Here is a 26,318-nt window from a genome sequence, read left to right on the forward strand (position 1 = left end):
CGATCAGGCCGCCCAGGTCGCGCAGGCGCATCTGGCGGGCCACTTCGTCGGCGGCTTCGAGGTTGGTGCGGGTGGCGGTTTCTTCGATGTCGCCGCCCTTGATGGCGCGGGCCGAGTTGACGTCGACCGAAACCAGCGCTTCGGTGTGGTCAATGACGATGGCGCCACCGGAGGGCAGCTGCACGGTGCGGGCATAAGCCGATTCGATCTGGTGCTCGATCTGGAAGCGGCTGAACAGCGGCGCGTCGTCACGGTAGCGCTTGACGCGGTGCTCGTGCTCGGGCATCACGTGGGCCATGAACTGGCGCGCTTGTTCATAGACGTCGTCGGTGTCAAAAAGGATGTCGCCGATGTCGCTGTTGAAGTAGTCGCGGATGGCGCGGATCACGAGGCTGGATTCCTGGTAAATCAGGTAAGCGCCCTTGCCGCCCTTGCCTGCGCCGTCAATGGCGGTCCAGAGCTTGAGCAGGTAGTTCAGGTCCCACTGCAGCTCAGGCGCGCTGCGGCCGATGCCGGCGGTGCGCGCGATGATGGACATCCCGTTGGGATATTCCAGCTGGTCCATGTTCTCTTTGAGCTCGGCCCGGTCTTCGCCCTCGATGCGGCGGCTCACGCCACCGCCGCGCGGGTTGTTGGGCATCAGGACCACGTAGCGGCCTGCCAGGGAGACGAAGGTGGTGAGGGCTGCGCCCTTGTTGCCGCGTTCTTCTTTTTCGACCTGGACCAGCAGTTCCTGGCCTTCGCGGATCACATCGTTGATGCGCGCCTGGTTGACGGGCACGCCCTGGGCAAAGTACTGCTTGGAGATTTCCTTGAACGGCAGGAACCCGTGGCGGTCTTCACCGTAGTCGACGAAGCAGGCTTCCAGCGAGGGCTCGACGCGCGTGACGACTGCCTTGTAGATGTTTCCCTTGCGCTGCTCGCGCCCTTCGATTTCAATTTCGTAGTCGAGGAGTTTTTGTCCATCGACGATCGCCAGACGGCGTTCTTCAGCCTGTGTGGCGTTTACCAGCATCCGTTTCATGGGTAGCCTTCCTTATCGTTCTTCGTTTTGATGTCATGTCTCGAACATCAATCACATGCCCAAAATGGGCCAACGACGCCGGAGGGACGCAGTGCGAACTGGAGGAATTGCCGGAGAGCTTTTGACAGCACGCGGCCGACCGAAATAAATCGGTCAGCGACGTGGTCTGGGCGTAGGCGCGTGGATGGAGCGAGCAGGGGTCAAACGGATGGGTGCTACAAAAATAGTAGCTGCTTGCGCCCGCTGTACAAGGGCTGGCGGCTGATTCATGCCGAAAGCAGGGCCCACGAATGTCGTGAGGCGCCGCAGGCATATATAAATCAGACTGACCAGTGTTGTCATCAGAAGGCTACCCGTTAAGGACTTGATCTCGACTGGATCCGCATGCAGCCTGTTGTTCGTGACTTGGGCTGCACACATGGTATTCCGTGGTTGTGTTCGCAAAACGTCGACTCTTCTACCGTGCAAAGACGCTCGCCGCGAGGTGCCTGGCACTCGTCGCTTGCGGGCAATTGCCGGCGTGGGCATCGACCTTCCAGCGAGGCTGCTTGTTTGCCTTTTGAGGGCGGGGGACTTGCGTGGACTAAACTCCAGACAAATCAACCACTTACAGCGCATCGCTAGTGAAACACATTATAGGGGCAGCGCCAGGCCAGGCAAGAAGACTCGGGAAAACACCGGTTCGCCCCGCCGCGCCCGCGCCCAGACCCAAGCCACCCCCCGCGCGTGCCGTAGCCGCCCAGCCCGTAGCGACCCCGCCCGCGCCTCAGGCCACGCTGGTTACGGTGGACGAAGACTACGCCGGCCAGCGCCTGGACAATTTCCTGATCCGCCAGCTCAAGGGCGTGCCAAAAACCCATGTTTACCGCATCATTCGAAGCGGCGAAGTGAGGGTTAACAAAGGCCGGGCGCAGGCGGACACCCGTGTCGAAGCGGGCGACATCGTGCGCCTGCCGCCGGTGCGGACATCCGAACGGGCCGAGCAGAAAGCCCAGGCCATGGCCCAGGAAATCGCCCGGCACGGCGCGAGTTCGACCACCGGTGGTTACGCGCCGTCCCGCGAATTCCCCATCCTTTTTGAAGACGACTTCTTGCTCGCCATCGACAAACCGGCCGGCGTGGCCGTGCACGGCGGCAGCGGCGTAAGTTTTGGCGTGATCGAGCAGCTGCGCATGGCGCGCCCGGAAGCCGACTTCCTGGAGCTGGTGCACAGGCTTGACCGCGAAACCAGCGGCATCTTGCTGATTGCCAAGCGGCGCATGGCGCTCAAGCTGCTCCAGGAACAATTCAGGGAGCGCGAAACCGACAAGGTTTATCTGGCGTTGGTCGGCGGTGACTGGCCGGCCAACCACCGCGTGATCGACAAGGCGCTGCATAAATACCTGTTGCCTGACGGCGAGCGGCGCGTGAAGGTGGTGCCTAATGAGCATCCCGACGGCATGCGCTCGGTGACGCTGGTCAAGGTCAAATCGGCCTTTCCTGCCAGCCTGCTGGCGCCTGCAACGGCTTTCACCTTGCTCGAGGTCACGATCAAGACGGGCCGCACGCATCAAATCCGGGTGCATCTGTCCAATGAGGGGCACCCGATTGCGGGTGACGACAAATACGGCGACTTCGAGTTGAACCGGGCGCTGCAGAAATCTGCGGCTGGCGCGGTGCCGCTCAAGCGCATGTTCCTGCATGCCTGGAGTTTGAAGTTCAACCATCCCAAGTTGCGCAAGGTGGTGCACCTGCAAGCGCCGTTGCCGCCCGAGCTGCAGCAGTTTTTGCCAGCAACGCCTGAGGACATGGTTTAACGCTGCTGCAAGGTTACGGCAGCCCCGGCGACAATAGGCCGATGCAAACCCGAAATTTCGACCTGATCGCCTTCGACTGGGACGGCACGCTGTTTGATTCGACCAAAATCATCGTGCGATGCATCCAGGCCGCGGTAGCTGATGTAGGCGGTACGGTGCCGACTGACAAAGAAGCCGGTTATGTGATTGGCCTGGGGCTCATGCAGGCCCTGGCCCACGCCGCACCGGACGTACCCCCTGAACGGTATCCCCAACTGGGAGAACGCTACCGCCATCACTACGCCGCACATTACGATGACCTGAGCCTCTTTGAGGGCGTGCTGCCGTTGCTGGACGCCTTGAAGGCGCGGGGTCACTTGCTGGCGGTTGCCACGGGTAAATCACGTCGCGGGCTGGATGAGGTGCTGCGCACCGTGGAGCTCAAAGGGGTGTTCGATGGTTCGCGCACCTCCGATGAGACAGCAGGCAAACCGGACCCGCGCATGTTGCATGAGCTGATGGCGGAGTTTGGCGTGGCCCCCGCGCGGGTGCTGATGGTCGGTGACACGACCCATGACCTGCAAATGGCCGTCAATGCCGGCTGCCCCAGCGTCGGGGTGAGTTATGGCGCGCATGAGCCGGATACCTTTACCGAGCTGTCGCCGCGGCATGTGGCGCATTCGGTGCTGGAGCTGCACTCCTGGCTGCTGGCCAACGGCTAGTTTGGGATGACAACCTCCATGGATGAACGGCAAGCGCTATGCAATAGCCGAGACCTTCTTGAGGGCGGGCTCGCCGTGCCGTTCGATGTGGTGTACGCCGGCCAGACTTGCCGCGCCTTTGCGGTTCGTTTTGAAGGCCTTGCGCATGCTTACCTCAACCGCTGTACCCATGTCGCCATGGAACTGGACTGGCAGCCCAACCGGGTGTTTGACGCCGAGGGGCGGTGGCTGCTCTGCGCCAGCCACGGTGCGGCTTACCGCCCGGATACCGGCCAATGCGCCGGCGGCCCCTGCCAGGGGGGACTGGTCAAAATCGCACTTTCAGAAAGTGAAGGGGTTGTTTATTGGCATTCTGCTTACAACCTCAAGCCGTTAGCGTTCTAAACCTCTCTAAACTATTGCACATGAACGATCCCCACCGCCCCGACCCTCCCATGGACTCCGATTCGCTGCGTGAATCTGACTTTCGGCCTAACCACCCTGAGTCGCTTCCGCCACACGCGCAAATGAAAAGATCCGCTGCCGATCCGTCCAATACCCCTGGCTGGGAGCGCGCAACGCTGGAAAAGCTGGCCTTCGCGGCGCTCAATGAGCAAAAGGCCACACGGCGCTGGAAAACCTTTGTACGGCTGTCCTGGCTGGCGTTTTTTATTGCCCTGGTTTGGATGGCATTGCACCGTGGCACCCCAGCTTCCGATGCGGCGGTGCCGCACACCGCCGTGGTGGAAATCAAGGGTGAAATCGCCGCGGGGGCAGATGCCAGCGCCGAGTTTGTCAACGCAGCCCTGCGTGCCGCCTTTGAAGATGACGGTGCCAAGGCCGTCGTACTGCTGATCAACTCACCCGGCGGAAGTCCGGTGCAGGCTGGCATGATGAACGATGAAATCTTGCGCCTGAAGGCCAAGCACAAAAAGCCGGTTTACGCCGTGGTCGAGGAAACCTGCGCATCGGCGGCTTATTACATCGCCGTCTCGGCAGACAAGATTTATGTCGACAAGGCCAGCATTGTCGGCAGCATCGGCGTGCTGATGGACGGCTTTGGTTTCACCGGCTTGATGGACAAACTCGGCGTAGAGCGCCGTTTGTTGACGGCCGGCGAGAACAAAGGCTTTTTGGATCCCTTCAGCCCGCAAAGCGACAAGCAAAAAGCCTTTGCCCAAGCCATGCTCGATCAGATTCACCAGCAGTTCATCACGGTGGTCAAAGCCGGCCGTGGCAAACGCCTGAAGGAAACCCCGGAGATGTTCAGCGGCCTGTTCTGGAGTGGGCAGCAGGCTGTGGAACTGGGCCTTGCCGACCAGCTCGGCAACCTGGAATACGTGGCACGCGAGGTGGTCAAGACCGATGAGATCATCGACTACACCCGCCGCGACAACGTGGCCGAACGCCTGGCCAAAAAGTTTGGTGCAGCGATGGGGGAAGGCGCGATGAAGGCCTTCAAGGCGATTCCCGCGCTTCGCTGAAAAAACGGCCTGGGTAGCTTGGTTATTGCCTCTATAAAAAAGCCCGCATTAAGCGGGCTTTTTTGTTTTTAGCGGCCCATACAAAAAACGGTCGGCAAGTCCAGTGGCGCCTGGGTTTTGTCGCGTTTCCAGGTGCTGACCTGGGCGCTGCGGGACCAGCACTTGTGCATCGTCAGGCCGCAACTGAGCGACAGCCGGGTGTTGCCCTGCAACGTTTGCAGGAGGGACTGAAACAGCGCTGCATTGCGATAAGGGGTTTCAATAAAAATCTGGGTCTGCCCTGATTTAAGTGCCAGGGATTCGAGTTCACGGATGCGCTGCACGCGTTCGGCGGGCGTTTGCGGCAGGTAACCGCCAAAGGCAAAATTCTGGCCGTTAAGGCCACTGGCTGCCAGGGCCAGCATCAGCGACATCGGCCCGGTCAGGGGCACGACCTCCAAGCCCAGGTCATGGGCCGCGCGCACCACGGAAGACCCGGGATCCGCAATGGCCGGCATGCCGGCTTCGCTAACCAGTCCGACATCGTGGCCTTCGGTCGCCGCCAACAACAAGGGGCGTGCGTCGAAACTGCCGGTGTGATCGCCTTTTTTGTGGACTTCGCGCGGCAGTTCCTGGATTTGCTGGGACTGCAGCGGCACTGTTAAAGGCTGCAGCGCGTCAATACGTTTGAGGTAGGCGCGCGTGCTTTTGGCGTTCTCACAAATCCAGCGGCTAAGCCGGGCCGCGATGTGCACGGTGCCCAGCGGCATGACGTCCTGCAGCGGAGCGAGCTCATCGCAGCCGAAGTCGAGCGGCGCGGGCACCAAATAGAGTTTTCCCTTCGCTGCGCCGCTCATGCCTGGCTCCCTTGAGGTGAAAGCAGTTTCACGCCCGCAGCCTGAATGAGCCTGCAGGTGCGAATCAGCGGCAGGCCGACCAGTGCCGTGGGGTCGTCGTTGTCGATCGATTCGAGCAACGCGATGCCCAAACCTTCGCTTTTTGCGCTGCCCGCGCAGTCGTAAGGCTGTTCGGCACGCAGGTAATTCTCAATTTCATCATCCGTCAACGCGCGAAACTTCACCTTGACCGCCGCCAGACTCTGCGCTTCATAGCCGCTTTCCAGGCACACCACGGCCACGGCTGTCTGAAAAATAACCGTTTGCCCTCGCATCCGGCGCAACTGGGCGACGGCTTTTTCATGGGTGCCCGGCTTGCCGAGCGGTTGGCCATCGAGGTCGGCCACCTGGTCGGAGCCAATGACGACGGCGCCGGGAAATGCTGCAGCGACCGCGCGGGCCTTTGCCAGGGCCAGGCGCTCGGCCAGTGCGCCGGGAAGCTCCCCGAAGCCGGGCGTCTCGTCCACGTCGGGCGAGGCCACCTCAAACGGAATACGCAGCCGCTGCAGCAGCTCGCGCCGGTATCGGGAGCTAGAGCCCAAAATCAGCGGGCGGTTTGGAGGGGTGCGTTCGGCGGTGCTCAGGGGATCGGAAACAGGATTCATGCCTCGATTCTCTTACACTGCCTGTATGTCCAGATCCTTGCAGCCCAGCCGACTCAACGTAACCGCATTCGCCCAGGATGGTGCGGCACTGACCGAAACTACCTTGCTACAAAATATGGAGCGCCTTGCGCACGAAGCGCAAGGGCTGCAGCCCGATTCGGCCGTGAAATGGGAGGCGATGGGGGAGTTGAGGCCGCGTCCGGGTGCCGAGGACGATGTGTGGCTGCATCTGATCGCCGGCGCCGTGGTTCCGCTGACCTGCCAGCGCTGCATGGGCGTGGTTGCCACACCCGTGCAGGTGGACCAGTGGTACCGCTTTGTGGCCAGTGAAGACATTGCTATGGCCGAGGATGACCAGTCGGAAGAGGATCTGTTGGTGATGGAGCCTCAGTTTGATCTGCTCGCTGTGCTGGAAGATGAATTGCTGATGGCCTTGCCTTTGGTGCCCATGCATGAGGAGTGTCCCGTGCCGCCCAAGCTCCAGGCGGGTGAGCTGACAGAGGGTGATTCGGCCGGGACATCGGGGGAAAAACCCAACCCCTTTGCGGTTTTAGCGCAACTCAAGGCAAAAAAATAGCTATTTTGTATTACTTAAATTGGCAATAAGTCTTAGCTGTGGCCCACATTTACCCGGTCTGGTACTGACGTAGTGAAAATTGCCCCGCATCGAGCTATAATCAAAGGCTTCGCGTACCAATGCGGTGAATACGGTGACACGGCGTTTAGACCGCCTTGGGCCGATATTCAGGTCCAGCCATCTGAACTCGGAATTTGGTGCGTAATTTACCAACCTTACACCCCATCAGGAGCGGATCATGGCCGTCCAGCAAAACAAAAAGTCACCTTCGAAGCGCGGTATGCACCGTTCGCACAATGCACTCACCGTGCCAGGTATTGCCGTGGAATCCACCACGGGCGAAACCCATTTGCGTCACCACATCAGCCCCACCGGTTTTTACCGCGGCCGCAAGGTGCTCAAAACCAAATCCGAAGCGTAATCCACGTTTAAAGCATGGGCCCGCACTCATCCTGCGGGCCTTTCTTTTGCCTGAATATCACTTCTTGACTGCACCGGTCATCCCATGATCAGGATCGCTGTCGATGCCATGGGCGGCGATATCGGCCCCGCCGTCACCCTTCCAGCCAGCCTGGCTTTTCTGGAGGGACACCCGGATGCGTCCGTGGTGTTGGTTGGCCAGCCCGAAGTTCTGGCGGCGCACCCGCTTCATGCCAGGCTGCAAGCCCATTCACGCTGTGAGATCGTTGCGGCGAGCGAAATCGTCACCATGGACGACCCCATTGAGATTGCCTTGCGTCGCAAGAAGAACTCTTCCATGCGGATAGCCATGAACCAGGTCAAGAGCGGTGCGGCCCAAGCGGCTGTGTCAGCCGGCAATACCGGCGCCCTGATGGCGATCGCGCGCTACGTCCTCAAAACGATGGATGGCATAGACCGGCCGGCCATTGCCACGCAGCTACCCAATGCGCTCGGAGGCGCAACGACGGTACTGGATCTCGGTGCCAACGTTGACTGCACCGAAGACCACCTCCTTCAGTTCGCCGTCATGGGCTCTGCCTTGGTTTCGGCTATTTCTGAGAATCCGACGCCGAGCGTGGGCTTGCTCAACATTGGCGAAGAAGCTATCAAAGGTAGCGAAATTATCAAAAAAGCCGGCGAACTTCTGCGTTCTGCATCGAATTCCGGTGATTTGAATTTTTATGGAAATGTCGAAGGCAACGATATTTTCAAAGGTACTACTGATATTGTCGTGTGCGATGGCTTCGTCGGAAATGTCGCCCTGAAAGCCAGTGAAGGGCTGGCCAGCATGATTGGCGGCTTTATCAAAGCCGAGTTTTCCAGAAATATTTTCACTAAATTCGCCGCCATCGTGGCCTATCCGGTGCTAACTGCGTTTAAAAATCGCGTAGATCATCGCCGTTACAACGGTGCCGCGTTGTTAGGCCTGCAAGGTTTGGTTTTCAAAAGTCACGGTTCGGCGGATGCTTTTGCTTTCGAGACCGCGCTGAATCGGGCTTATGATGCGGCTCGGAACAATTTGCTTGAGAGAGTTCGCGAACGTATTGCCCATGCAGCACCTTTGTTGGTGGCGGCGCAAGCGGCGGCCACTGCCGAAGTGGTGCTCGAGACCTATTCAGTGCCAATTGGCTCAGCAGTCCCAACACCAGCCCCCCACTAATGACCCGTTACTCACGCATCACCGGCACCGGTAGCTATTTGCCTCCGCGCCGATTGACCAACGCCGACCTGGCAGCCGAATTGGCCACTCGGGGAGTCGAAACCTCCGACGAATGGATCGTGGAGCGCACCGGCATACGGGCACGCCATTTTGCGGCAGCGGATGTGACCAGCAGCGACCTCGGCGTGGAAGCCGCCAAGAATGCCCTGCAGGCTGCGGGCCTGCAGCCCTCTGACATTGACCTCATCATCGTGGCGACATCGACGCCGGACATGGTGTTTCCTTCGGCTGCGTGCATTTTGCAGAACAAGCTGGGAATTGCCGGCTGTCCTGCGTTTGATATGCAGGCTGTGTGCAGCGGATTTGTCTATGCGTTGACCGTGGCGGACGCCATGATCCGCACGGGCTCGGCGACCAAAGCGCTGGTCGTCGGGGCGGAAGTGTTTTCGCGCATCCTTGATTTTTCGGACCGGACCACCTGCGTGCTCTTCGGTGACGGTGCGGGCGCCGTGGTGCTTGAGGCGTCGGAGACGCCCGGTATTCTTGCCAGCGACCTGCACGCCGACGGTAAACATGTCGGTATTCTCTGCGTCCCCGGCAATGTGTCGGGTGGTCAGATTCTCGGTGATCCTCTTCTGAAGATGGATGGCCAGGCCGTATTCAAGCTGGCCGTGGGCGTACTGGAAAGTGCCGCACGCGCGACGCTGGCAAAGGCCAACATGACCGACGCCGACATTGACTGGCTCGTCCCGCATCAGGCCAATATCCGCATCATGCAAAGCACCGCCAAGAAATTAAAGATGCCGCTTGAGAAACTCATCGTCACGGTCGACCAGCACGGCAACACGTCCGCTGCGTCCATCCCGCTCGCGCTGGATGTGGCGGTGCGCAGCGGCAAGATCAAAAAAGGCGACACCCTTATGCTGGAAGGCGTAGGCGGCGGCTTTACCTGGGGTGCGGTGCTTCTCAATTACTGAGCGGCTCCTACCCCTCTGCCAGGCTTTCACAGACAGGTGGGGCATTTGAATTTCAGACCTTCCGGTGCGGTGGATCGCCTTGTGGCAGCGGCGCTGGTGCTCGCCTTTGCGCTGGCCGGATGGAAAATTTCGCAGCGTACACCCGCCTCCCCATTGACGGTGCCGTTGAGCGGCCCCGTAGCTCCCGTCGCCAAACCTCCCTCACAGCAACTGTCGCCAGACGGGCGTTTTCGCTTTGATGCGCAGTTCGTGTCATCTTCTCCCGGCCAGGCGGTGCATGCGGCTTCCATGGTCGAGCTGAACGACGGCCGCCTGCGAGCGGTCTGGTTTTCGGGGTCACGCGAAGGGGCTGGGGATGTCACGATCCAGACCGCTGTCATGGATCCTGCAAGTTTGCGGTGGGGTGCCGAAAGCACGCTGTTTGACCGGAACAAACTCCAGCAGGGCTTGTGGCGCTATGTCAAAAAACTGGGCAATCCGGTGATTGCGCGAGCGCCCGACGGAGCGCTCTGGCTGTGGATGGTCAACGTCTCGCTAGGCGGGTGGGCGGGCAGCTCCATCACTTGGGCGCGTTCCGCCGATGAGGGCTTTACCTGGAGCGCGCCGCACCGGCTGGTGACCTCGCCTTTTTTGAACATCAGCACCTTGGTCAAGGCGGCGCCCGTCAATTTTGAGAATGGAGAAACTGGCTTGCCGGTCTATCACGAGTTCGTCACCAAGTTTGGCGAAGTTCTTCGCATCAATAGCGCTGGCCAGGTGATCGACAAGGTGCGCATACCCGGCAGCCGTGGCAGCCTGCAGCCGGTGGTCTTGGTCTCGGCATCTGAAAAAGCGCAGATCTATATGCGCGCGGGCAATGCCACGGCGTTGATGGCGTCGCACACCACGGATGCTGGCAAGACCTGGGCGCCCACCCAGGTCACTGCGTGGCCCAACCCGGATTCTGCGGTAGGCGGGGCAGTGACCAATGCTGGAACACAATGGCTGGCCCTGAATCCGGCGCCCAGGAATCGTGAGGTTCTGGCCCTGTTGCAGACGGCTGCGGGGGGCTCGTTTGATGGCGCGACGCCATGGCTTGTGGAGTCGTCGGCCAATCCGCAAGTGCGTACGTCTCTGACTGAGTACGAGCGTTTGCTGAGCCAGGAACTCAAAGCTCGCGGCGCGCGCGAAGACGAAGTCCAGGCGTATGTGGCGAGTGCCCGGCGCCAGCTGTGCGGTGACCAGAGCTGCTCGCAGGAGTTCTCTTATCCCTACCTGCTGCAAAGCCGCGACGGCTATTTGCATCTGGTTTACACCTGGCACCGCACGCGCATCAAGCACGTCCGGCTCGATCCCCTGCAAAATCTTCAAGCCGCCCAAGCGGCACCCGGCCATGCTCCCGCCAGCAAATGATCTGTTCGCCTTGCTCGGCATCGACCTTGTACTGTGTGCCGGGTGTCTGCGCCTGTTGAGCTGGCGCTATGGCGGAGCGCTCTGGACCCGATGGGTCACCGCGGCGGTGTTTGTGCTGTTGTGGTGTCCGGTGGGATCTGCCGGTTTGCCTTTGCTCGCGTATGTTCGTGGTGTCAGTTCGGACTTGAGCATTTCACTGGTGGTTCTGGCATGTCTTGGAATGTATCGGCGTCTGTCCGGCGAGCCTCCGACGGTTCTCCGTGAGCGTACTTCGGTCAATCTGGTGTTCGCTATGGGCGCACTGTTTTTATATCCGTTGGCCCTGGGGTGGGGCGACTGGGACGCTTACCGGCTTGGCTGGGGTTCACCGGGCCTGGGGGTGGTGTTGCTGCTTGTCTCAATCATGTGTTGGGTCAAGGGGTTTCGGCTAGTGCCGGTGCTGGTGGCCGTGGCACTTCTGGCTTGGGTCGCCGGTGCGATGGAGTCCACCAATCTGTGGGACTACCTCATTGACCCATGGCTTGGTGTTGCTGCCATCTTTCAAAGCATCAAGTTGGCTGTGGGCCGCGGTTTTGCGTGGCTGCGCCGTATGCACCATGGCACCATTTCGCTGTCGCCTTGACGCGCTGGCGCCTCAAAAGTGACTGTTCATGTTCTTAAAATGGATGCGGATGCTTTTCAGCCATCCTGGAATTCGACCACTGGAGTAATCATTTGAAATCGTTTGCTGTTGTTTTTCCTGGCCAAGGTTCCCAGTCAGTCGGCATGCTGGATGCGTGGGGAGACCATCGCGCGGTATTGCAGACGCTGGCGGAGGCTTCTGACGCGCTGGACGAGGACATGGGAAAGTTGATCAAGGAAGGCCCCAAAGAGGCCCTCGCGCTGACAACCAACACCCAGCCCGTCATGCTGATTGCGGGTGTCGCCGCTTATCGGGCCTGGGTAGAGGAGACCGGCGTGGCGCCCGCTGCGGTGGCTGGCCATTCGTTGGGCGAATATTCCGCGCTGGTGGCTTCTGGTGTGCTTTCATTGGCGCAGGCCGCGCCGCTGGTTCGCTTTCGGGCGCAGGCCATGCAGAACGCCGTGCCGGTCGGTGTGGGTGCGATGGCGGCCATTATGGGTATGGGGACCGACAAGGTGGTGGAGGGCTGCGCCGAGGTGACGCGCAGTTTCGGGCTTGGTGCAGCGGAAGTGGTGGAAGCCGTAAATTTCAACGATCCCACGCAGACCGTCATTGCGGGCAGCACGGCGGCTGTTGAAAAGGCTTGTGAAATGTTCAAGGCCAACGGCGCCAAACGGGCGCTGCCTCTGCCGGTGTCGGCCCCGTTTCATTCCAGTCTGATGAAATCAGCCGCCGAAAAACTTCGTGAAAAACTGGCCGCTATCGACTTCGCGCCGCCGCAGATTCCAGTCATCAACAATATTGACGTGGCCGTTGAAACGGATGCCGGGCGTATCCGCGAGGCGTTGTACCGGCAGGCGTTTGGCCCGGTGCGATGGGTGGAGTGTGTCCGGGCCATCAAGGCACGCGGCTTGACGAATCTAGTGGAGTGCGGCCCCGGCAAGGTGCTGGCGGGCATGGCCAAAAGAATCGACCCCGAATTGACGGGTATTGCATTGTTTGATCCGGCCTCCATGGCCGAAGCGAAGGAGTTATTGGCATGAGCGAAATGAAGTTTGAAGGCCAGGTTGCGCTGGTGACGGGAGCGTCGCGCGGCATTGGCGCCGCCATTGCACTGGAGTTGGCCCAAAAAGGCCTGAAGGTGACTGGGACCGCCACCAGTGACGAAGGCGCCACCAAAATTAGCCAGGCATTGGCCGCTTTTCCCGGTTGCGGCGGGAAAAACCTGAACGTGAACGACATGACGGCAGCCGAAGCGTTGATCGACGGCATCGTCAAGGAGCACGGCGGCCTGCAGGTGTTGGTGAACAACGCGGGTATCACGCGCGACATGCTCGCAATGCGGCTCAAGGACGACGACTGGGATGCCGTGCTGGATACCAACCTCAAGGCCGTGTTTCGCATGAGCCGTGCGGTCATGCGCACCATGATGAAGCAACGCTACGGCCGCATCATCAGCATCACGTCTGTCGTGGGGGCTTCGGGCAATGCGGGGCAGTCCAATTACGCGGCGGCCAAGGCCGGCGTAGCCGGCATGACACGCGCGCTCGCACGGGAACTGGGCTCGCGTAACATAACCGTCAACTGCGTGGCACCTGGATTTATCGAAACCGACATGACAGCCGGATTGCCGGAAGAGCAGCAAAAAGCCCTTTTGGGGCAGATTCCGCTGGGGCACCTTGGCAAACCGCAAGACATTGCCCACGCTGTGGCCTTTATGGCCAGCCCGCAGGCGGCATACATTACGGGCCAGGAGATTCACGTCAACGGCGGCATGTATATGTAGCGCTTGACCCGTTCCGGCCTGCGGTTTCATGAAAATGGCAGGCCAACAGTGTTAAAAACACAGGAAATCGAAGCCGGTTTTTATCCGTCCGGCGCGGTGCTTAGGGAAACGACTCTAACGCGGTAAAATCACGGATTAATTTACAACCCTCAGAGGGAACTATGAGCGATATCGAAGCACGTGTTAAGAAAATCATTGCCGAGCAACTTGGCGTGGAAGAAGGCCAGGTCACCAACGAGAAAGCTTTTGTGGCTGATCTGGGCGCTGACTCACTTGACACCGTAGAACTGGTTATGGCTCTGGAAGACGAGTTTGGCATTGAGATTCCCGACGAAGACGCCGAGAAGATCACCACCGTCCAGAACGCGATTGACTACGCCAACACCCATCAAAAGGCTTAAGGCCGGGGCTTTCGCTCCTGCCTTGCAGCCATCAAGCCTGAAATGCCGTCCCAAGGCTTTTCAGGTTCTTCTCAGGATTTCTGAATGAGCCGTCGTCGTGTCGTCGTGACAGGTCTAGGGTGTGTCACCCCGGTAGGTAATACCGTTGCTGACTCCTGGGCCAATCTGGTTGCCGGGGTTACCGGAATTGATCTGATCAAGCAGTTTGATGCAAGCAACTTTGCCTGCAAATTTGCGGGGGAGGTCAAAGGTTTTAATATCGGCGATTACATCCCCGAAAAAGAAGCCCGGCACATGGACCGCTTCATTCACCTGGGGCTGGCTGCGGCCTGCCAGGCGGTCGCAGACAGCGGCCTGCCTACCGGTGATGCGCTCGATGGCGAGATGGCGACCCGCATTGGCTGCAATATCGGCTCGGGCATTGGCGGTTTGCCGTTGATCGAGCAAATGCATACCGAGCTGATCAATCGCGGTCCGCGTCGGGTGTCCCCCTTCTTTGTACCTGCCTCGATCATCAACATGATTTCGGGGCACGTATCCATCAAGTTCGGATTCAAAGGCCCCAATGTCGCGGTCGTCACGGCCTGCACCACCGGCCTTCACGCGATCGGCATGTCCGCGCGCATGATTGAATATGGTGATTGCGACGTGATGGTGGCCGGTGGCGCCGAGTCCTGCGTGTCTCCATTGGGCATTGGCGGCTTTGCGGCGGCGCGCGCGGTGTCAACCCGGAACGAAGACCCGAAAACGGCTTCGCGTCCCTGGGACAGGGACCGTGATGGTTTCGTGCTGGGCGAAGGCAGCGGTGTGGTGGTTCTTGAAGAATACGAGCATGCCAAGGCGCGCGGCGCCAGAATTTATGCCGAGCTGATAGGTTTCGGCATGAGCGCGGATGCGCATCACATGACAGCGCCCGATATCGACGGCCCGCGCCGCTCCATGGTCATGGCGCTGAAGAATGCGGGCGTCAATGCCGATGAAGTGCAGTACCTCAATGCCCACGGCACATCCACGTTGCTGGGCGACTTGAACGAAACCAATGCCATCAAGGCTGCGTTTGGCAGCCACGCCAAAAACATGATGGTCAGCTCGACCAAATCCATGACGGGGCACCTGTTGGGCGGAGCCGGCGGCATCGAATCGGTGTTTACCGTGCTTTCGCTGTATCACCAGAAAATCCCGCCGACGATCAATATCTTCAACCAGGACCCTGCATGCGATCTGGATTACTGCGCCAACACCGCGCGGGACGCCAAGATTGAGGTAGCCGTCAAAAACAACTTCGGCTTTGGCGGAACCAACGGCTCACTGGTCTTCAAACGCGCCTGATCTCGGCTCCCACACGCACTCACGCGGTCTTGACCTTGCATAACGCCCCGCCGGTTGTTTATCCGCTGGGGCGTTCGCGTTTTCTGGGCTCGCTTCTATTAGGGTTGTGGCTGTCTGGCTTGCTTCTGACCTTTCTTTGGTATTTTCAAACCCGTGAACTGGATTGGCGCATCGGTCTGGCGGCGGCTGGCGTGGTGGGGGCGGGCGTTGCCGCGTACCGCGGCTGGCGCAATTCCGCACTGGGTCAACTGGCGTGGGACGGTGACCGCTGGCGTTGGGAAAAACCGGGCTACCAGGCGGGAATCGCAGAATACGAGCTTTGGGTCCTTGCCGACCTTCAACACTATTTGCTGCTCGGGCTTGAAAACACCGTTCACGCCCGGGAGTGGCTCTGGGTGGAGCGCGATGCCATGCCGGATCGCTGGCTGGACCTGCGCAGGGCGGTTTATTCTCCACGAAAGTCGTCGTCCGCGTCATCGCTGCACGATTCACTCCCGTCAGAGCCCGCGCCGGCTGTGGCAGTATCGGGGCCTATGCGCCCAGCCGATGCTACATCACCCCATTCATGAGCGCTGACTTTCCCCCTCTCGAGACGGAAAAGCCCACGGACAGCGACGCCGTCCTGGTGGAGCGCACCGTCGCGGGCGACCAGAAGGCCTATGAGCTGCTGGTGATCAAATATCAGCGGCGCATCCAGCGCCTGATAGGGCGCATGGTGCGCGATGTGGACCTGGTGGAAGACATCGCCCAAGAGACGTTTATTCGCGCCTACAGGGCTTTGGCGCAGTTCAGGGGAGAGGCCCAGTTTTACACGTGGCTCTACCGAATTGCGGTCAATACCGCGAAAAAGGCCTTGATGGACCTTAAGCGGGACCCGACTGTTTCCGAAAACTCCTTTAAATCGGGCCAAAGCGACGAAAGCGATGAAACTTCCCCGCTGGAAAACGAACTAACAAGCTCGGAAACGCCCGAAGCCGTGCTAGCCACCAAGGAAATCGCCGAAATCATCAATGCCGCCATGGAGGCCTTGCCAGAAGAGCTTCGCCAAGCCATTACCCTGCGTGAAATAGAGGGGCTGAGCTATGAAGAGATTTCAGAAGCCATGAATTGCCCCATCGGCACGGTGCGGTCCCGGATTTTCAGGGCGCGCGAGGCGATTTCCCAGAAGGTGAAGCCATTACTGGAAAACCAGAGCGGCAAGCGCTGGTGAAGCGGCATCCAGGAGCCATTAGTGAAACCACAAATCAGTTGCGTATTTTCAGCCTTCCACCCAGGCAGTCCCGCTGCCCACGAACACCATGAAACCGTCAATGCACACCAGTGAACTCATGTCCGCCCTGGCCGATGGCCAACTGGATGGAGACGAACTTGCGGCAGCGCTCCACGCCAGCCGGCACGACAACGCGGCGATTGCCGCCTGGGACACTTATCACCTGATCGGCGACGCATTGCGGTCTCCTGCGCTGGGAACCCGCGGGGCTGATCCGACCTTTTTGGCGCGTCTGAATCAGCGGCTCGTCCAGGAACCGTCGCTTGGCTCGAACTCCCGTCCCGCCGTTGCGGCGACGGACGCAGTTCAAACGCCCGCGCAGGAAATCTCGCAGCAGCGAGGCCAGGCCGCCAATGACAGCGATTTTCGATGGAAGCTGGTGGCGGGCGTTGCCTCGCTGGCCGCTGTTACTGCGATTGCCTGGAACGCCTCCGGTTTGCTGTCTTCCGGCCCGGCGCCGCAACTGGCCCAGTCGGCGGTGTCACAGCAAGTCGTGGTGGCTTCGCCACGAGGCCCCGTAGTGCGGGATGCGCGGCTTGAGGAGCTGCTGGCTGCCCACAAGCAGATGGGCGGCACCTCCGCCCTGCAGGAGCCATCGGGGTTTTTGCGGAACGCTACTTTTGAAACGCCACAACATGCGGGCCGCTGAGCGGGCGCCATGTTGCTGCCGGATCTCGAAAACACCATGAAATTCAAGCTTTTTCGCCTTCTAGCTCTTGCAGGATGTGCGCTACCAGCTATGAATTTCGTAGCAGCTCAGGTGGCGCCACTGCCGCCACCCGCTGCCGCCGCTGCACCAGTGGAGTCCCGCAACATCAACGACTGGTTGATGCGCATGCACGAGTCTTCCAAAAAACGGTCGTACATCGGCACCTTTGTTGTCTCCTCCGGAGGCAGCATGTCCAGCGGCAAGATCTGGCATGTTTGCGAGGGTGACCAGCAAATGGAGCGAGTGGAGACTCTCACCGGTGCGCCACGTTCCATTTTCCGGCACAACGACCAGGTGGTCACCTTTATGCCGGACCACAAGGTAGTCCGCAGCGAAAAACGAGAGTCGCTGGGCATGTTTCCCCAGCTGCTTCAGTCGACCGACAGCCGTATCGCCGACTACTACAAAGTGAAGTCCGAAGGGACTGAGCGCGTAGCCGGCGTTGAGGCCGATATCGTGGTGCTGGTACCCAGGGACGCCTTGCGTTTTGGTTACCGCGTCTGGACGGAGCAGAAAAAGGGTTTGGTCGTCAAGCTGCAAACGCTGGATACCGACGGCAAAGTCCTGGAACAGGCCGCGTTTTCAGAATTGCAACTCGATGCCCCCGTCAAGATGGACAAGCTCCTTCAGATGATGGGCAAGGTTGACGGTTACCGCGTTGAAAAACCCGTTCTCGTGAAGACCACAGCCAGTGCTGAAGGCTGGGTACTGAAGGCGCCCGTGGCAGGCTTTAAGCCGATGAGCTGCTACAAGCGGCCGGTTTCTGCCCCAGCGCCGGCGCCCGGCCCCGTATCCGGTGAAGAGCCCCTGCAGTGGGTTTTTTCGGACGGGTTGGCGTCGGTGTCAATCTTTGTCGAGCCGTTTGACCGGCAGCGCCACGGTCAGGAATCCAGTTTGTCGATGGGCGCCACCCAGACCATCACCCGACAGCTGGACGCCTATTGGGTCACGGTGATGGGAGAAGTCCCCATGGCAACCTTGAAGCTGTTTGCCAGCGGGCTGGAGCGCAAGAAATAATAGGCGGCGTCCCCGTATGACCCGGGCCTTCGCGCCATTTTCGGGTGGCCTGCAAGGGGTGATTGCCAGATGACAACACACATGATGAGGCTGATGATGCTTGAAAAAATGAATCGGAAAACACTGCGCTCTTGCCTCACGGCTGCCCTGATAGGGAGCACCGCCGTCTTGACAGTGGTGCCGGCTGCGCCGGTCTGGGCGCAAAACCGCACATTGCCTGATTTCACCGATCTGGTGGAGCAGGTGGGGCCGTCGGTGGTCAACATCCGCACGCTGGAGAAAGCCAAGGCAGCGGCGTCCGGAAGCGCCGATGAGCAGATGCTGGAATTTTTCAAGCGCTTTGGCATCCCCGTTCCTCCCAACATGCCCCGCGCTCCCCGGCCTGAGCGCAACCAGCCTGACGAAGACCAGCCGCGCGGCGTGGGGTCAGGCTTCATTTTGACCGCCGACGGTTTCGTGATGACCAATGCCCATGTGGTGGAAGGTGCCGATGAGGTCATCGTTACCCTGACGGACAAGCGCGAGTTCAAGGCGAAGATCATTGGCGCAGACAAGCGCAGCGACGTGGCCGTGGTCAAGATCGAGGCGACGGGACTTCCCGCCGTGAAAATTGGCGATATCAACCGCCTCAAGGTAGGGGAATGGGTGATGGCCATCGGCTCGCCCTTCGGCCTCGAAAACACCGTGACGGCAGGCATTGTGAGCGCCAAGCAGCGGGACACCGGCGACTACCTGCCTTTCATCCAGACCGACGTGGCCATCAACCCCGGCAATTCCGGCGGGCCGCTGATCAACATGCGCGGAGAAGTGGTTGGCATCAACAGCCAGATTTATTCGCGTTCCGGCGGTTTCCAGGGCATTTCTTTTTCCATTCCCATTGACGAAGCGGCGCGCGTATCCGACCAGCTGCGGACATCCGGCAAGGTCACACGCGGCCGGATCGGCGTGCAGATCGACCAGGTCACCAAGGAAGTGGCGGAGTCCATCGGGCTGGGCAAGGCCCAGGGCGCATTGGTCAGAGGGGTCGAAAGTGGCGCGCCCGCGGAAAAAGCGGGCGTGGAGGCCGGCGACATCATCATCAAGTTCGATGGCAAGCCGATCGAAAAATCCAGCGACCTTCCACGCATGGTTGGCAATGTGAAACCAGGCACCAAGGCCTTGGTGACTGTTTTCCGGCGTGGTGCGAGCAAGGATCTCTCCGTCACCATCGGTGAGGTCGAGCCAGAAAAACCTGCGCGAAAAGCGTCGGCAGGCCCTGAAACCAAGCCGCCGGTAGCGGGTGCCGCTCAAGCCCTGGGCTTGGCCGTCAGTGAAGTGCCCGACGCACAGAGGAAAGAACTCAAGATCAAAGGTGGCGTCAAGGTGGACACGGCTGAAGCGGCTGCTGCGCGTGCGGGCCTGAAAGAGGGCGATGTGATTGTTGCGATCGCCAACGCCGAGGTCACCAGCGTCAAGGAGTTTGAAGCGGCCCTTGCCAAAATCGACAAGTCCAAGGCCATCAACGTGCTATTTCGCCGTGGCGAATGGGCGCAATACGCACTGATCAGGCCCACTCGTTAAGAGCGCTTCCTAAAGAGGCGCTTCTTAAAGGGGCGCCCCGGAAGTGCGAGTTCTAAGCCGCTTGCCAGGGAGCATGCCTTAGGACGTATTAACCCCCATACCCTGTCGGGCCATGGGGGTTTTTGCTGCCTGGGCCTGTAAATAGGGCGCTCGCAAAAATATATTTTTCCGTTCGCAGGGCGTTATTTTTGTTAGTGCTTGCTTACATTAAAACGGTTCATGGACCGTTTTCGGTAGAATGCAGGCTCCCACCTAGCTGATTTGGATATATCAGATTAGGTAAAACTGTGGTTTCCCTCTTTATTTTGCTTAATACAGAACGGTCCACAGATCACCCACAAGTTGTCCAGAGACAAGCAATACAAAATTGTGAATAAGTTGTGCATAAGTTTCCTGTTGCTAGCCTGCAACGACAAAAATATGGCCATTTCGGGACTGTTCGGTCCCAGCTTTTTGCCTACAATGAAGTTCCAACTATCGCAGTTGCCATAGATTGTTGGTTCAGGGCGCGTCGCTACTCGACGCGCCCTTTTTTATGGCCCTCGCGAATTACGTTCAATCTCTTCGCAATACTTTCAAGTACTTAGGCGTCCTCGTTGATGAATCACATCAGAAATTTTTCGATCATTGCCCACATTGATCACGGCAAATCCACGCTGGCTGACCGGCTCATCCAGCGTTGCGGCGGTTTGCAGGACAGAGAGATGAGCGCGCAGGTTCTGGATTCGATGGATATTGAAAAAGAGCGTGGGATAACCATCAAGGCGCAGACCGCCGCGCTCAAATACAAGGCACTCGACGGCAAGGTCTACAACCTCAATCTGATCGACACGCCGGGCCATGTCGACTTTTCCTACGAAGTGAGCCGCTCCCTGTCCGCATGCGAGGGCGCGTTGCTTGTCGTCGACGCGAGTCAGGGTGTTGAAGCGCAGACCGTTGCCAACTGCTACACCGCGCTGGACCTCGGCGTCGAAGTAGTGCCGGTGCTCAACAAGATGGACTTGCCGCAAGCCGACCCTGAGAACGCCAAGCAGGAAATCGAAGAAGTGATCGGCATCGATGCGACCAACGCGATTCCCTGCAGCGCCAAGACGGGTATGGGCATCGACGAAATTCTGGAAGCCGTCGTCGCCAGGATCCCGTCGCCCAAGGGCAACCCGGACGGCCCACTTCGCGCCATGATCATCGACAGCTGGTACGACGCCTATGTAGGTGTTGTGATGCTGGTGCGCGTCGTAGACGGCCGGCTCGCCAAGGGCGACCGCATCAAGCTCATGGCGAGCGAGGCGATGTACAACGCCGAGCAGCTTGGCGTCTTCACGCCGCATACTGAACCTCGTCAGGCGCTGGAGTCTGGCGAAGTGGGTTTTGTGATTGCCGGGATCAAGGAGCTCCAGGCTGCCAGGGTGGGCGACACCGTCACCCTCATCAAGCCCGGCACGGGCGGAGCCGCCTTCACGGCCACCGAGGCATTGCCCGGCTTCAAGGAAATCCAGCCGGCGGTGTTTGCGGGTCTCTATCCATCAGAAGCCAGCGAGTATGAGTCACTGCGCGATGCGCTTGAAAAGCTCAAGCTCAACGATGCGTCGCTGCATTACGAGCCGGAAGTCAGCGAAGCCCTGGGCTTTGGCTTTCGCTGCGGCTTCCTGGGCCTGCTGCACATGGAAATCGTCCAGGAGCGGCTCGAGCGTGAGTTCGACCAGGACTTGATCACCACAGCCCCCAGCGTGGTGTATGAGGTGCTCCGGTCCGACGGCGAAACCATCAGGGTCGAGAACCCGTCGAAAATCCCCGACGGCGGAAAAGTCAACGAGATTCGCGAACCCATCGTGACGGTGCATCTTTATATGCCGCAGGATTACGTGGGGGCGGTCATGACCCTAGCCAACCAGAAGCGCGGTATCCAGCTGAACATGGCCTATCACGGCAAGCAGGTCATGCTGACCTACGAAATGCCGCTGGGCGAAATCGTGCTGGATTTCTTCGACAAGCTCAAATCCGTCTCGCGCGGCTACGCGTCCATGGACTATGAATTCAAGGAGTTCAGGGCCTCCGACGTGGTCAAGGTCGACATCCTGCTGAACGGGGAGAAGGTTGATGCCCTTTCCATCATCGTTCACCGCAGCCAGTCGGCCTATCGCGGGCGGGCAGTGGTGGCCAAAATGCGCGAAATCATTTCGCGTCAGCAATTTGATGTCGCGATTCAGGCAGCCATCGGGGCCAACATTATTGCGCGTGAGACAATCAAGGCGCTGCGCAAAAACGTGATCGCCAAGTGCTACGGCGGCGACATTTCACGAAAGCGCAAGCTCCTTGAGAAACAAAAAGCGGGTAAAAAACGCATGAAACAAATCGGTTCCGTTGAAGTACCCCAGGAAGCCTTCCTGGCCATTTTGCAGGTGGAAGACTAATGCGCGGCGCAATGAGTTCGATCACGGCCGTTGTGCTGGCGGCCTTTGTGGGCTATGGCGCGGCTTGGTATTTCGGTGTCGTCGAAGGCAACTTTTCCCTGCTTTTGTTTCTGGCATCGGTGGTCACCGGGATTTACTGGCTGGCCGAGCGGTTTTACTTTCTGCCGCAGCGTTATCGTGCGGCGGCGGCGTTGGAGGAAAGCGCTGCCAGGCGGCAGACCGAACTCGCGGAAAAAGGCATCAACCAGCTTGACAACCATGTCGACGAAGCCAGAACCCGGCTCATCATGCAGCCCTGGTGGCTGGACTGGACCGCTGGCCTCTTTCCGGTGATCGTGGTGGTGTTCCTGCTCCGCTCTTTTCTGTTTGAGCCGTTCAAGATTCCTTCTGGCTCGATGATCCCGACCCTGCTGGTCAATGACCTGATCCTGGTCAACAAATTTCATTACGGCGTCCGCCTGCCGGTGCTCAATATCAAGGTGCTGGACAACAACAGCCCGCAGCGCGGTGACGTGATGGTGTTTCGCTATCCGCCCAAGCCCAGCCTGGACTACATCAAGCGTGTGGTCGGCGTGCCTGGCGATGAAATTGCCTACCTCAACAAGAAACTGACCATCAATGGCAAGCCCTTGGTGAAGACGCCACTGCCCGAATTTTTTGACGAGGACACCTTGCGCTACGCCAAACAGTTCGAAGAAGTCAACGGCACCAGGAAATACCGCCTGCTGAACGACGACGCGCGCCGTTCCGGGCTCGATGAGCGGGAGGTCATGGACTTTCCTTTCAAGGAAAATTGCCGTTACAGTAGCGAAGGCGTGGTTTGCAAGGTGCCGGAGGGACAGTACTTCATGATGGGGGACAACCGCGATAATTCGCTGGATTCCCGTTATTGGGGCTTTGTTCCAGATAAAAACATCGTCGGCAAAGCCTTTTTTGTCTGGATGAATTTCGGCAACCTCAAGCGTATTGGGTCTTTCGAATAAGCACGATGCGCCCGGGGATGAATCCGGTGCAGTGCGGCAGACTTTTCAAGTCAGAGCAGGAGAAAAAATGAAACATCATCAACGTGGCATTTCCTTTATTGGCATTCTGTTTGTGGGTGGCATTCTTGTGTGTGGCGGTATTTTGGCCGCCCAGGTTTTTCCGACGCTGGTGGAATACCAGGCCATCAACAAGGCCGCAGGCAAGGCCAGGGAAGGCAACACCGTGGCCGAAGCGCGGTCCATCTTCGACAAGGCCGCCCAGATTGACGATATCAAGTCAATTACAGGCAAGGACCTTGAAGTGACCAAAGAGGGCGATAAAACCGTTGTAGCCTTCGCCTATAACAAAGAAATCCACATGGCGGGCCCGGCTTTTCTGCTGCTCAAGTACAACGGCCGTGCCAAGTAAGTGCGAGCCAGTGCTGCTTCAAGTCCTGGTTTGCTGGCCCTGCAAAAGCGCCTGCAGCATGATTTTTCCGATCCCAGGCTACTCCAGCAGGCGCTGACGCATCGCAGCTTTTCCGCCGATCACAATGAACGTGTCGAGTTTTTGGGCGACTCCGTCCTGAACCTGGCTGTTGCGGGACTGCTTTACGAGCAGCTCAGTTCTTTGCCCGAAGGCGACCTTTCGCGGGTTCGGGCGAACCTGGTCAAGCAGGACACCCTGCACAACCTGGCCGTCGTACTAGGACTGCCTGAGCTGATCCGGCTGGGTGAAGGCGAGGCGAAATCGGGCGGACAAAAACGCCCTTCCATCCTTGCCGATGCGCTGGAGGCCGTCATAGGCGCCGTCTACCTGGACGCTGGCTTCGAAACCGCCGATGGTTTGGTGCGCCGCCTGTTCAAGGACGTGGAAATCAACCCGCAAATGCAGGCTATCGGCAAAGACCCGAAAACCGAATTGCAGGAGTGGTTACAGGGGCGCAAAATGAACCTGCCAATTTACCGCGTGGTGGGCACCATGGGGGCGGCCCACAAGCAGACCTTCGATGTGGAATGCGAGATCGCCGAGTACGGCCGGGCCGAGCGCGGCATCGGCGGGTCTCGCCGAGCCGGAGAGCAGGCCGCAGCGGCGGCCATGCTGATGTTTGTCAAAACACTGGAATCCTGACTCTGCGCCGGGGCAGCCGCCTCACGGGGTGCAGGCCAACACACTAGATTATGAGTACAGGTAAAAAAGAACCCCAAACGCCAAAAAAGGCGATCGCCGCCCCGGCGGCTACACCGCCAGTCAAGCGGGCGGCTAAACCCAAGGCGCGGGAGGCCAAATCTCTTGAAGCCGCCCAGCCGCCCGACGCGCTGGAAGCGATGCTGACGCAGGCGCTGTCTTCGCGCGGAGCGGCGGTACCTGCCGCCGACGCCGCCCCCCCACCACCGGCCGGCGAGCAGCGCTGCGGCCTGATCGCCATCGTGGGCAAGCCCAATGTGGGTAAATCCACTTTGCTTAATGCCTTGGTGGGGCAAAAAATCAGCATCACCTCGCGCAAGGCCCAGACCACGCGCCACCGCATCACCGGTATGCGTACGGTCCAGGCCACGCAATATGTCTTCGTGGACACGCCAGGCTTTCAAACCCGGCACGGCAATGCGCTGAACCGTTCGTTGAACCGCACTGTGGTCGGCGCTGTCAACGACGTGGACTTGATCGTCTTTGTGGTGGAAGCCGGCCAGTTCAACCAGGCCGACGCGAAAGTACTGGCCTTGCTGCCCGAAAAAACGCCCGCGATTTTGCTGGCCAACAAGTTTGACCTGATTCATCGCCGTGCCGAGATCGCGCCCTGGCTCAAGGAAATGCAGGAGCGGCACAATTTTGCCGAATTCGTGCCCATGTCGGCCAACAACGCCAAGGACATTGAGCGCCTCTTCGGTATCTGCGAAAAATACCTGCCGGTCCAGCCCTGGATGTATGGCGCCGACGAACTGACCGACCGGAGCGACCGTTTCATGGCTGCCGAGATCATTCGCGAAAAGCTGTTTCGCCTCACAGGAGACGAGCTCCCCTATACCTCGACGGTCATCATTGATCAATACGAAGAAGAGGGTAATTTGCGAAAGATTGCCGCCACGATTGTGGTGGAACGTGATGGCCACAAGGGCATGATCATTGGCGAGAAAGGCGAAAAGCTCAAGCGTATAGGCACTGAAGCCCGGCATGAGCTTGAGACCCTGACCGGCGGCAAGGTGTTTCTCGAAATCTGGGTCAAGGTCCGCTCGGGTTGGGCTGACGACGAGGCACGGGTCAAAACGTTCGGGTATGAGTAGGGCCCCCACGCTTTTCACTTCGTGTAATGCGCTGCCCCCCGAGGGGGTCGCTGCGCCTGCGGCCCGGCAAAGCCGGTTCCGCGGCCCCTGCTGGTGGGGAGGGGCGCCTCAAAGATGGCTTGCGGAGCGCCAACCCCAGGCCTCCCAAAAGGCCGCTGCGAATCCTATGCCTGACGCCTATGGCGACTAAACGCATTGGCGACGAACCTGCCTACGTCCTGCATCGCTACGACTGGAGCGAGTCCAGCCTGATCCTGGAGGTGTTCACGCGCAAATACGGGCGGGTGGCGCTGGTGGCGCGGGGGGCCAAAAAACCCAGCTCCAGCTTCCGGCCGATTTTGCTGCCTCTGCAGCCGCTGCACATTGCCTTTGGTGGCGATGCCGAGATACGCACCCTTAAAAGCGCCGAATGGCAGGGTGGCCATGTCATGCCCACCGGCGACGCGCTGCTGTCGGGCTATTACCTCAACGAGTTGCTGATGCGCCTCATGGCCCGCGACGACCCGCACCCGGTGTTGTTTGATGCTTATGCGGCCACGGTGCAGCTGATTGCTGCGCAGAGCGCCGACACGCTGCAAATCGCGCTGCGCGCTTTCGAGTTGCGGCTGTTGCGCGACATCGGGCTCTTGCCGCTGCTGGACGTCGAAACGGCGACGCTGGCGCCCGTATCTGCGGACACCCGCTACGTACTGGTGCCAGAAGCGGGCCTCAGGCAGGCGCACGACGATGACCGTGTCAGCCTGCCTGGTGATCAATGGCAGGCGCTGCAGCAGGCGTTGGGCGACGAGGCCCTTTTCTCCGACACGGTCCGGGCATGTATTCCGGGGTTCAGTGAACTGAAAACCCAGCTGCGCAGCCTGCTGCACTACCATTGCGGCGTCAAGGTCCTGAAAACGCGGCAAATGATGATGGACCTGCAAGCCTTTTAATGAGTACT

General features: G+C 59.5%; 28 protein-coding genes. 25 read left to right on the forward strand and 3 right to left on the reverse strand.

All coding sequences use genetic code 11. From position 1 onward, the window contains the following. The coding region (locus tag ABI546_RS17405; RefSeq protein ID WP_348048532.1) for an Rne/Rng family ribonuclease at nucleotides 1–1,024 on the reverse strand (1,024 nt) is incomplete at its 3' end. A gap of 776 nt (nucleotides 1,025–1,800) precedes the next feature. Here ABI546_RS17405 and ABI546_RS17410 point away from each other — a divergent pair. The 4 genes from ABI546_RS17410 to ABI546_RS17425 all read left to right on the forward strand — a co-directional run bounded on the left by ABI546_RS17410 (nucleotide 1,801) and on the right by ABI546_RS17425 (nucleotide 4,984). Further along, nucleotides 1,801–2,820, forward strand: a complete 1,020-nt coding sequence (locus ABI546_RS17410) for an RluA family pseudouridine synthase (protein ID WP_348048661.1) — start codon at nucleotides 1,801–1,803, stop codon at nucleotides 2,818–2,820. Between the two features lie 41 nt (nucleotides 2,821–2,861). Continuing rightward, nucleotides 2,862–3,521, forward strand: coding sequence for an HAD-IA family hydrolase (locus ABI546_RS17415; RefSeq protein WP_348048534.1), 660 nt, complete (start codon nucleotides 2,862–2,864; stop codon nucleotides 3,519–3,521). Between the two features lie 18 nt (nucleotides 3,522–3,539). Further along, on the forward strand, nucleotides 3,540–3,905 hold the full coding sequence (locus ABI546_RS17420; protein WP_348048536.1) for a Rieske 2Fe-2S domain-containing protein: 366 nt from the start codon (nucleotides 3,540–3,542) through the stop codon (nucleotides 3,903–3,905). A gap of 122 nt (nucleotides 3,906–4,027) precedes the next feature. Further along, nucleotides 4,028–4,984, forward strand: coding sequence for a S49 family peptidase (locus ABI546_RS17425; protein ID WP_348048538.1), 957 nt, complete (start codon nucleotides 4,028–4,030; stop codon nucleotides 4,982–4,984). A 68-nt stretch (nucleotides 4,985–5,052) separates the two neighbouring features. On the opposite strand, the gene ABI546_RS17430 is transcribed toward ABI546_RS17425, so the two are convergent. Both ABI546_RS17430 and ABI546_RS17435 read right to left on the reverse strand, forming a co-directional pair. After that, entirely contained in the window at nucleotides 5,053–5,820 is a 768-nt protein-coding gene (locus ABI546_RS17430; protein ID WP_348048540.1) for an SAM-dependent methyltransferase, read from the reverse strand. Beyond that, complete coding sequence (locus ABI546_RS17435) at nucleotides 5,817–6,464, reverse strand: Maf family nucleotide pyrophosphatase (protein WP_348048542.1); 648 nt, start codon at nucleotides 6,462–6,464, stop codon at nucleotides 5,817–5,819. The genes ABI546_RS17430 and ABI546_RS17435 overlap by 4 nt, the downstream gene beginning before the upstream one ends. A 25-nt stretch (nucleotides 6,465–6,489) precedes the next feature. Between ABI546_RS17435 and ABI546_RS17440 the strand changes: the two genes are divergently transcribed. From ABI546_RS17440 to recO, 21 genes are all read left to right on the forward strand, one after another. Next, nucleotides 6,490–7,041, forward strand: a complete 552-nt coding sequence (locus ABI546_RS17440) for a DUF177 domain-containing protein (RefSeq protein ID WP_348048544.1) — start codon at nucleotides 6,490–6,492, stop codon at nucleotides 7,039–7,041. Nucleotides 7,042–7,279: 238 nt separating this feature from the next. Continuing rightward, nucleotides 7,280–7,462, forward strand: coding sequence for a 50S ribosomal protein L32 (gene rpmF, locus ABI546_RS17445; protein WP_007873878.1), 183 nt, complete (start codon nucleotides 7,280–7,282; stop codon nucleotides 7,460–7,462). A gap of 84 nt (nucleotides 7,463–7,546) precedes the next feature. After that, nucleotides 7,547–8,662 carry a phosphate acyltransferase PlsX gene (plsX, locus tag ABI546_RS17450; RefSeq protein ID WP_348048546.1) on the forward strand — a complete coding sequence of 372 codons (1,116 nt, stop codon included), beginning with the start codon at nucleotides 7,547–7,549 and terminating at the stop codon, nucleotides 8,660–8,662. Continuing rightward, nucleotides 8,662–9,639, forward strand: a complete 978-nt coding sequence (locus ABI546_RS17455; protein WP_348048548.1) for a beta-ketoacyl-ACP synthase III — start codon at nucleotides 8,662–8,664, stop codon at nucleotides 9,637–9,639. Before plsX ends, ABI546_RS17455 begins: the two co-directional genes overlap by 1 nt. A gap of 45 nt (nucleotides 9,640–9,684) precedes the next feature. Then, nucleotides 9,685–11,031: a sialidase family protein gene (locus tag ABI546_RS17460; protein WP_348048550.1), complete on the forward strand. Its 1,347-nt coding sequence runs from the start codon at nucleotides 9,685–9,687 to the stop codon at nucleotides 11,029–11,031. Further along, nucleotides 11,012–11,653 (forward strand): hypothetical protein, encoded by a 642-nt coding sequence (locus tag ABI546_RS17465; RefSeq protein ID WP_348048552.1) that lies wholly within the window; start codon nucleotides 11,012–11,014, stop codon nucleotides 11,651–11,653. Before ABI546_RS17460 ends, ABI546_RS17465 begins: the two co-directional genes overlap by 20 nt. A 92-nt stretch (nucleotides 11,654–11,745) precedes the next feature. Then, a complete protein-coding gene (gene fabD, locus ABI546_RS17470; RefSeq protein ID WP_348048554.1) occupies nucleotides 11,746–12,696 on the forward strand; it encodes an ACP S-malonyltransferase in 951 nt (316 codons plus the stop codon). Then, nucleotides 12,693–13,439: a 3-oxoacyl-ACP reductase FabG gene (gene fabG, locus ABI546_RS17475; RefSeq protein ID WP_348048556.1), complete on the forward strand. Its 747-nt coding sequence runs from the start codon at nucleotides 12,693–12,695 to the stop codon at nucleotides 13,437–13,439. Before fabD ends, fabG begins: the two co-directional genes overlap by 4 nt. Nucleotides 13,440–13,600: 161 nt before the next feature. After that, nucleotides 13,601–13,840, forward strand: coding sequence for an acyl carrier protein (acpP, locus tag ABI546_RS17480; protein WP_007873885.1), 240 nt, complete (start codon nucleotides 13,601–13,603; stop codon nucleotides 13,838–13,840). A gap of 84 nt (nucleotides 13,841–13,924) precedes the next feature. Then, nucleotides 13,925–15,169 carry a beta-ketoacyl-ACP synthase II gene (gene fabF / locus ABI546_RS17485; RefSeq protein ID WP_348048558.1) on the forward strand — a complete coding sequence of 415 codons (1,245 nt, stop codon included), beginning with the start codon at nucleotides 13,925–13,927 and terminating at the stop codon, nucleotides 15,167–15,169. 119 nt (nucleotides 15,170–15,288) lie between these two features. Beyond that, nucleotides 15,289–15,738 carry a hypothetical protein gene (locus ABI546_RS17490; RefSeq protein ID WP_348048560.1) on the forward strand — a complete coding sequence of 150 codons (450 nt, stop codon included), beginning with the start codon at nucleotides 15,289–15,291 and terminating at the stop codon, nucleotides 15,736–15,738. Continuing rightward, nucleotides 15,735–16,379 carry an RNA polymerase sigma factor RpoE gene (rpoE, locus tag ABI546_RS17495; RefSeq protein WP_348048562.1) on the forward strand — a complete coding sequence of 215 codons (645 nt, stop codon included), beginning with the start codon at nucleotides 15,735–15,737 and terminating at the stop codon, nucleotides 16,377–16,379. The genes ABI546_RS17490 and rpoE overlap by 4 nt, the downstream gene beginning before the upstream one ends. Before the next feature lie 88 nt (nucleotides 16,380–16,467). Then, nucleotides 16,468–17,088 carry a sigma-E factor negative regulatory protein gene (locus ABI546_RS17500; protein ID WP_348048564.1) on the forward strand — a complete coding sequence of 207 codons (621 nt, stop codon included), beginning with the start codon at nucleotides 16,468–16,470 and terminating at the stop codon, nucleotides 17,086–17,088. Between the two features lie 90 nt (nucleotides 17,089–17,178). Then, nucleotides 17,179–18,165: a MucB/RseB C-terminal domain-containing protein gene (locus ABI546_RS17505; protein ID WP_348048566.1), complete on the forward strand. Its 987-nt coding sequence runs from the start codon at nucleotides 17,179–17,181 to the stop codon at nucleotides 18,163–18,165. A 96-nt stretch (nucleotides 18,166–18,261) separates the two neighbouring features. Then, complete coding sequence (locus ABI546_RS17510) at nucleotides 18,262–19,725, forward strand: DegQ family serine endoprotease (protein ID WP_348048662.1); 1,464 nt, start codon at nucleotides 18,262–18,264, stop codon at nucleotides 19,723–19,725. A 599-nt stretch (nucleotides 19,726–20,324) separates the two neighbouring features. Then, complete coding sequence (lepA, locus tag ABI546_RS17515; RefSeq protein WP_348048568.1) at nucleotides 20,325–22,136, forward strand: translation elongation factor 4; 1,812 nt, start codon at nucleotides 20,325–20,327, stop codon at nucleotides 22,134–22,136. A gap of 11 nt (nucleotides 22,137–22,147) precedes the next feature. After that, a complete protein-coding gene (gene lepB, locus ABI546_RS17520; protein ID WP_348048570.1) occupies nucleotides 22,148–23,119 on the forward strand; it encodes a signal peptidase I in 972 nt (323 codons plus the stop codon). A gap of 67 nt (nucleotides 23,120–23,186) precedes the next feature. Continuing rightward, on the forward strand, nucleotides 23,187–23,528 hold the full coding sequence (locus ABI546_RS17525; RefSeq protein WP_348048572.1) for a DUF4845 domain-containing protein: 342 nt from the start codon (nucleotides 23,187–23,189) through the stop codon (nucleotides 23,526–23,528). Then, nucleotides 23,529–24,230, forward strand: a complete 702-nt coding sequence (rnc, locus tag ABI546_RS17530) for a ribonuclease III (RefSeq protein ID WP_348048574.1) — start codon at nucleotides 23,529–23,531, stop codon at nucleotides 24,228–24,230. Nucleotides 24,231–24,427: 197 nt separating this feature from the next. Then, complete coding sequence (gene era / locus ABI546_RS17535) at nucleotides 24,428–25,381, forward strand: GTPase Era (protein WP_348048663.1); 954 nt, start codon at nucleotides 24,428–24,430, stop codon at nucleotides 25,379–25,381. Nucleotides 25,382–25,560: 179 nt separating this feature from the next. Continuing rightward, complete coding sequence (recO, locus tag ABI546_RS17540; protein ID WP_348048576.1) at nucleotides 25,561–26,310, forward strand: DNA repair protein RecO; 750 nt, start codon at nucleotides 25,561–25,563, stop codon at nucleotides 26,308–26,310. The last annotated feature ends 8 nt before the right edge of the window (nucleotides 26,311–26,318 follow it).

Source organism: Polaromonas sp. (assembly GCF_039932935.1).
GTDB lineage: Bacteria > Pseudomonadota > Gammaproteobacteria > Burkholderiales > Burkholderiaceae_C > Polaromonas.

What these genes read in the sequence shown, in the direction of transcription:
- ABI546_RS17415 (WP_348048534.1), top strand. Translation starts at nt 2,862, where the DNA reads ATGCAAACCCGAAATTTCGACCTGATCGCCTTCGACTGGGACGGCACG.
- ABI546_RS17500 (WP_348048564.1), top strand. Translation starts at nt 16,468, where the DNA reads ATGAAACCGTCAATGCACACCAGTGAACTCATGTCCGCCCTGGCCGAT.
- ABI546_RS17525 (WP_348048572.1), top strand. Translation starts at nt 23,187, where the DNA reads ATGAAACATCATCAACGTGGCATTTCCTTTATTGGCATTCTGTTTGTG.
- era (WP_348048663.1), top strand. Translation starts at nt 24,428, where the DNA reads ATGCTGACGCAGGCGCTGTCTTCGCGCGGAGCGGCGGTACCTGCCGCC.
- ABI546_RS17510 (WP_348048662.1), top strand. Translation starts at nt 18,262, where the DNA reads ATGCTTGAAAAAATGAATCGGAAAACACTGCGCTCTTGCCTCACGGCT.
- ABI546_RS17435 (WP_348048542.1), bottom strand. Translation starts at nt 6,464, where the DNA reads ATGAATCCTGTTTCCGATCCCCTGAGCACCGCCGAACGCACCCCTCCA.
- ABI546_RS17455 (WP_348048548.1), top strand. Translation starts at nt 8,662, where the DNA reads ATGACCCGTTACTCACGCATCACCGGCACCGGTAGCTATTTGCCTCCG.
- ABI546_RS17465 (WP_348048552.1), top strand. Translation starts at nt 11,012, where the DNA reads ATGCTCCCGCCAGCAAATGATCTGTTCGCCTTGCTCGGCATCGACCTT.
- lepA (WP_348048568.1), top strand. Translation starts at nt 20,325, where the DNA reads ATGAATCACATCAGAAATTTTTCGATCATTGCCCACATTGATCACGGC.
- acpP (WP_007873885.1), top strand. Translation starts at nt 13,601, where the DNA reads ATGAGCGATATCGAAGCACGTGTTAAGAAAATCATTGCCGAGCAACTT.
- ABI546_RS17430 (WP_348048540.1), bottom strand. Translation starts at nt 5,820, where the DNA reads ATGAGCGGCGCAGCGAAGGGAAAACTCTATTTGGTGCCCGCGCCGCTC.
- ABI546_RS17440 (WP_348048544.1), top strand. Translation starts at nt 6,490, where the DNA reads ATGTCCAGATCCTTGCAGCCCAGCCGACTCAACGTAACCGCATTCGCC.
- rpoE (WP_348048562.1), top strand. Translation starts at nt 15,735, where the DNA reads ATGAGCGCTGACTTTCCCCCTCTCGAGACGGAAAAGCCCACGGACAGC.
- recO (WP_348048576.1), top strand. Translation starts at nt 25,561, where the DNA reads ATGGCGACTAAACGCATTGGCGACGAACCTGCCTACGTCCTGCATCGC.
- fabG (WP_348048556.1), top strand. Translation starts at nt 12,693, where the DNA reads ATGAGCGAAATGAAGTTTGAAGGCCAGGTTGCGCTGGTGACGGGAGCG.
- lepB (WP_348048570.1), top strand. Translation starts at nt 22,148, where the DNA reads ATGAGTTCGATCACGGCCGTTGTGCTGGCGGCCTTTGTGGGCTATGGC.
- ABI546_RS17425 (WP_348048538.1), top strand. Translation starts at nt 4,028, where the DNA reads ATGAAAAGATCCGCTGCCGATCCGTCCAATACCCCTGGCTGGGAGCGC.
- rpmF (WP_007873878.1), top strand. Translation starts at nt 7,280, where the DNA reads ATGGCCGTCCAGCAAAACAAAAAGTCACCTTCGAAGCGCGGTATGCAC.
- ABI546_RS17505 (WP_348048566.1), top strand. Translation starts at nt 17,179, where the DNA reads ATGAATTTCGTAGCAGCTCAGGTGGCGCCACTGCCGCCACCCGCTGCC.
- fabF (WP_348048558.1), top strand. Translation starts at nt 13,925, where the DNA reads ATGAGCCGTCGTCGTGTCGTCGTGACAGGTCTAGGGTGTGTCACCCCG.
- plsX (WP_348048546.1), top strand. Translation starts at nt 7,547, where the DNA reads ATGATCAGGATCGCTGTCGATGCCATGGGCGGCGATATCGGCCCCGCC.
- ABI546_RS17420 (WP_348048536.1), top strand. Translation starts at nt 3,540, where the DNA reads ATGGATGAACGGCAAGCGCTATGCAATAGCCGAGACCTTCTTGAGGGC.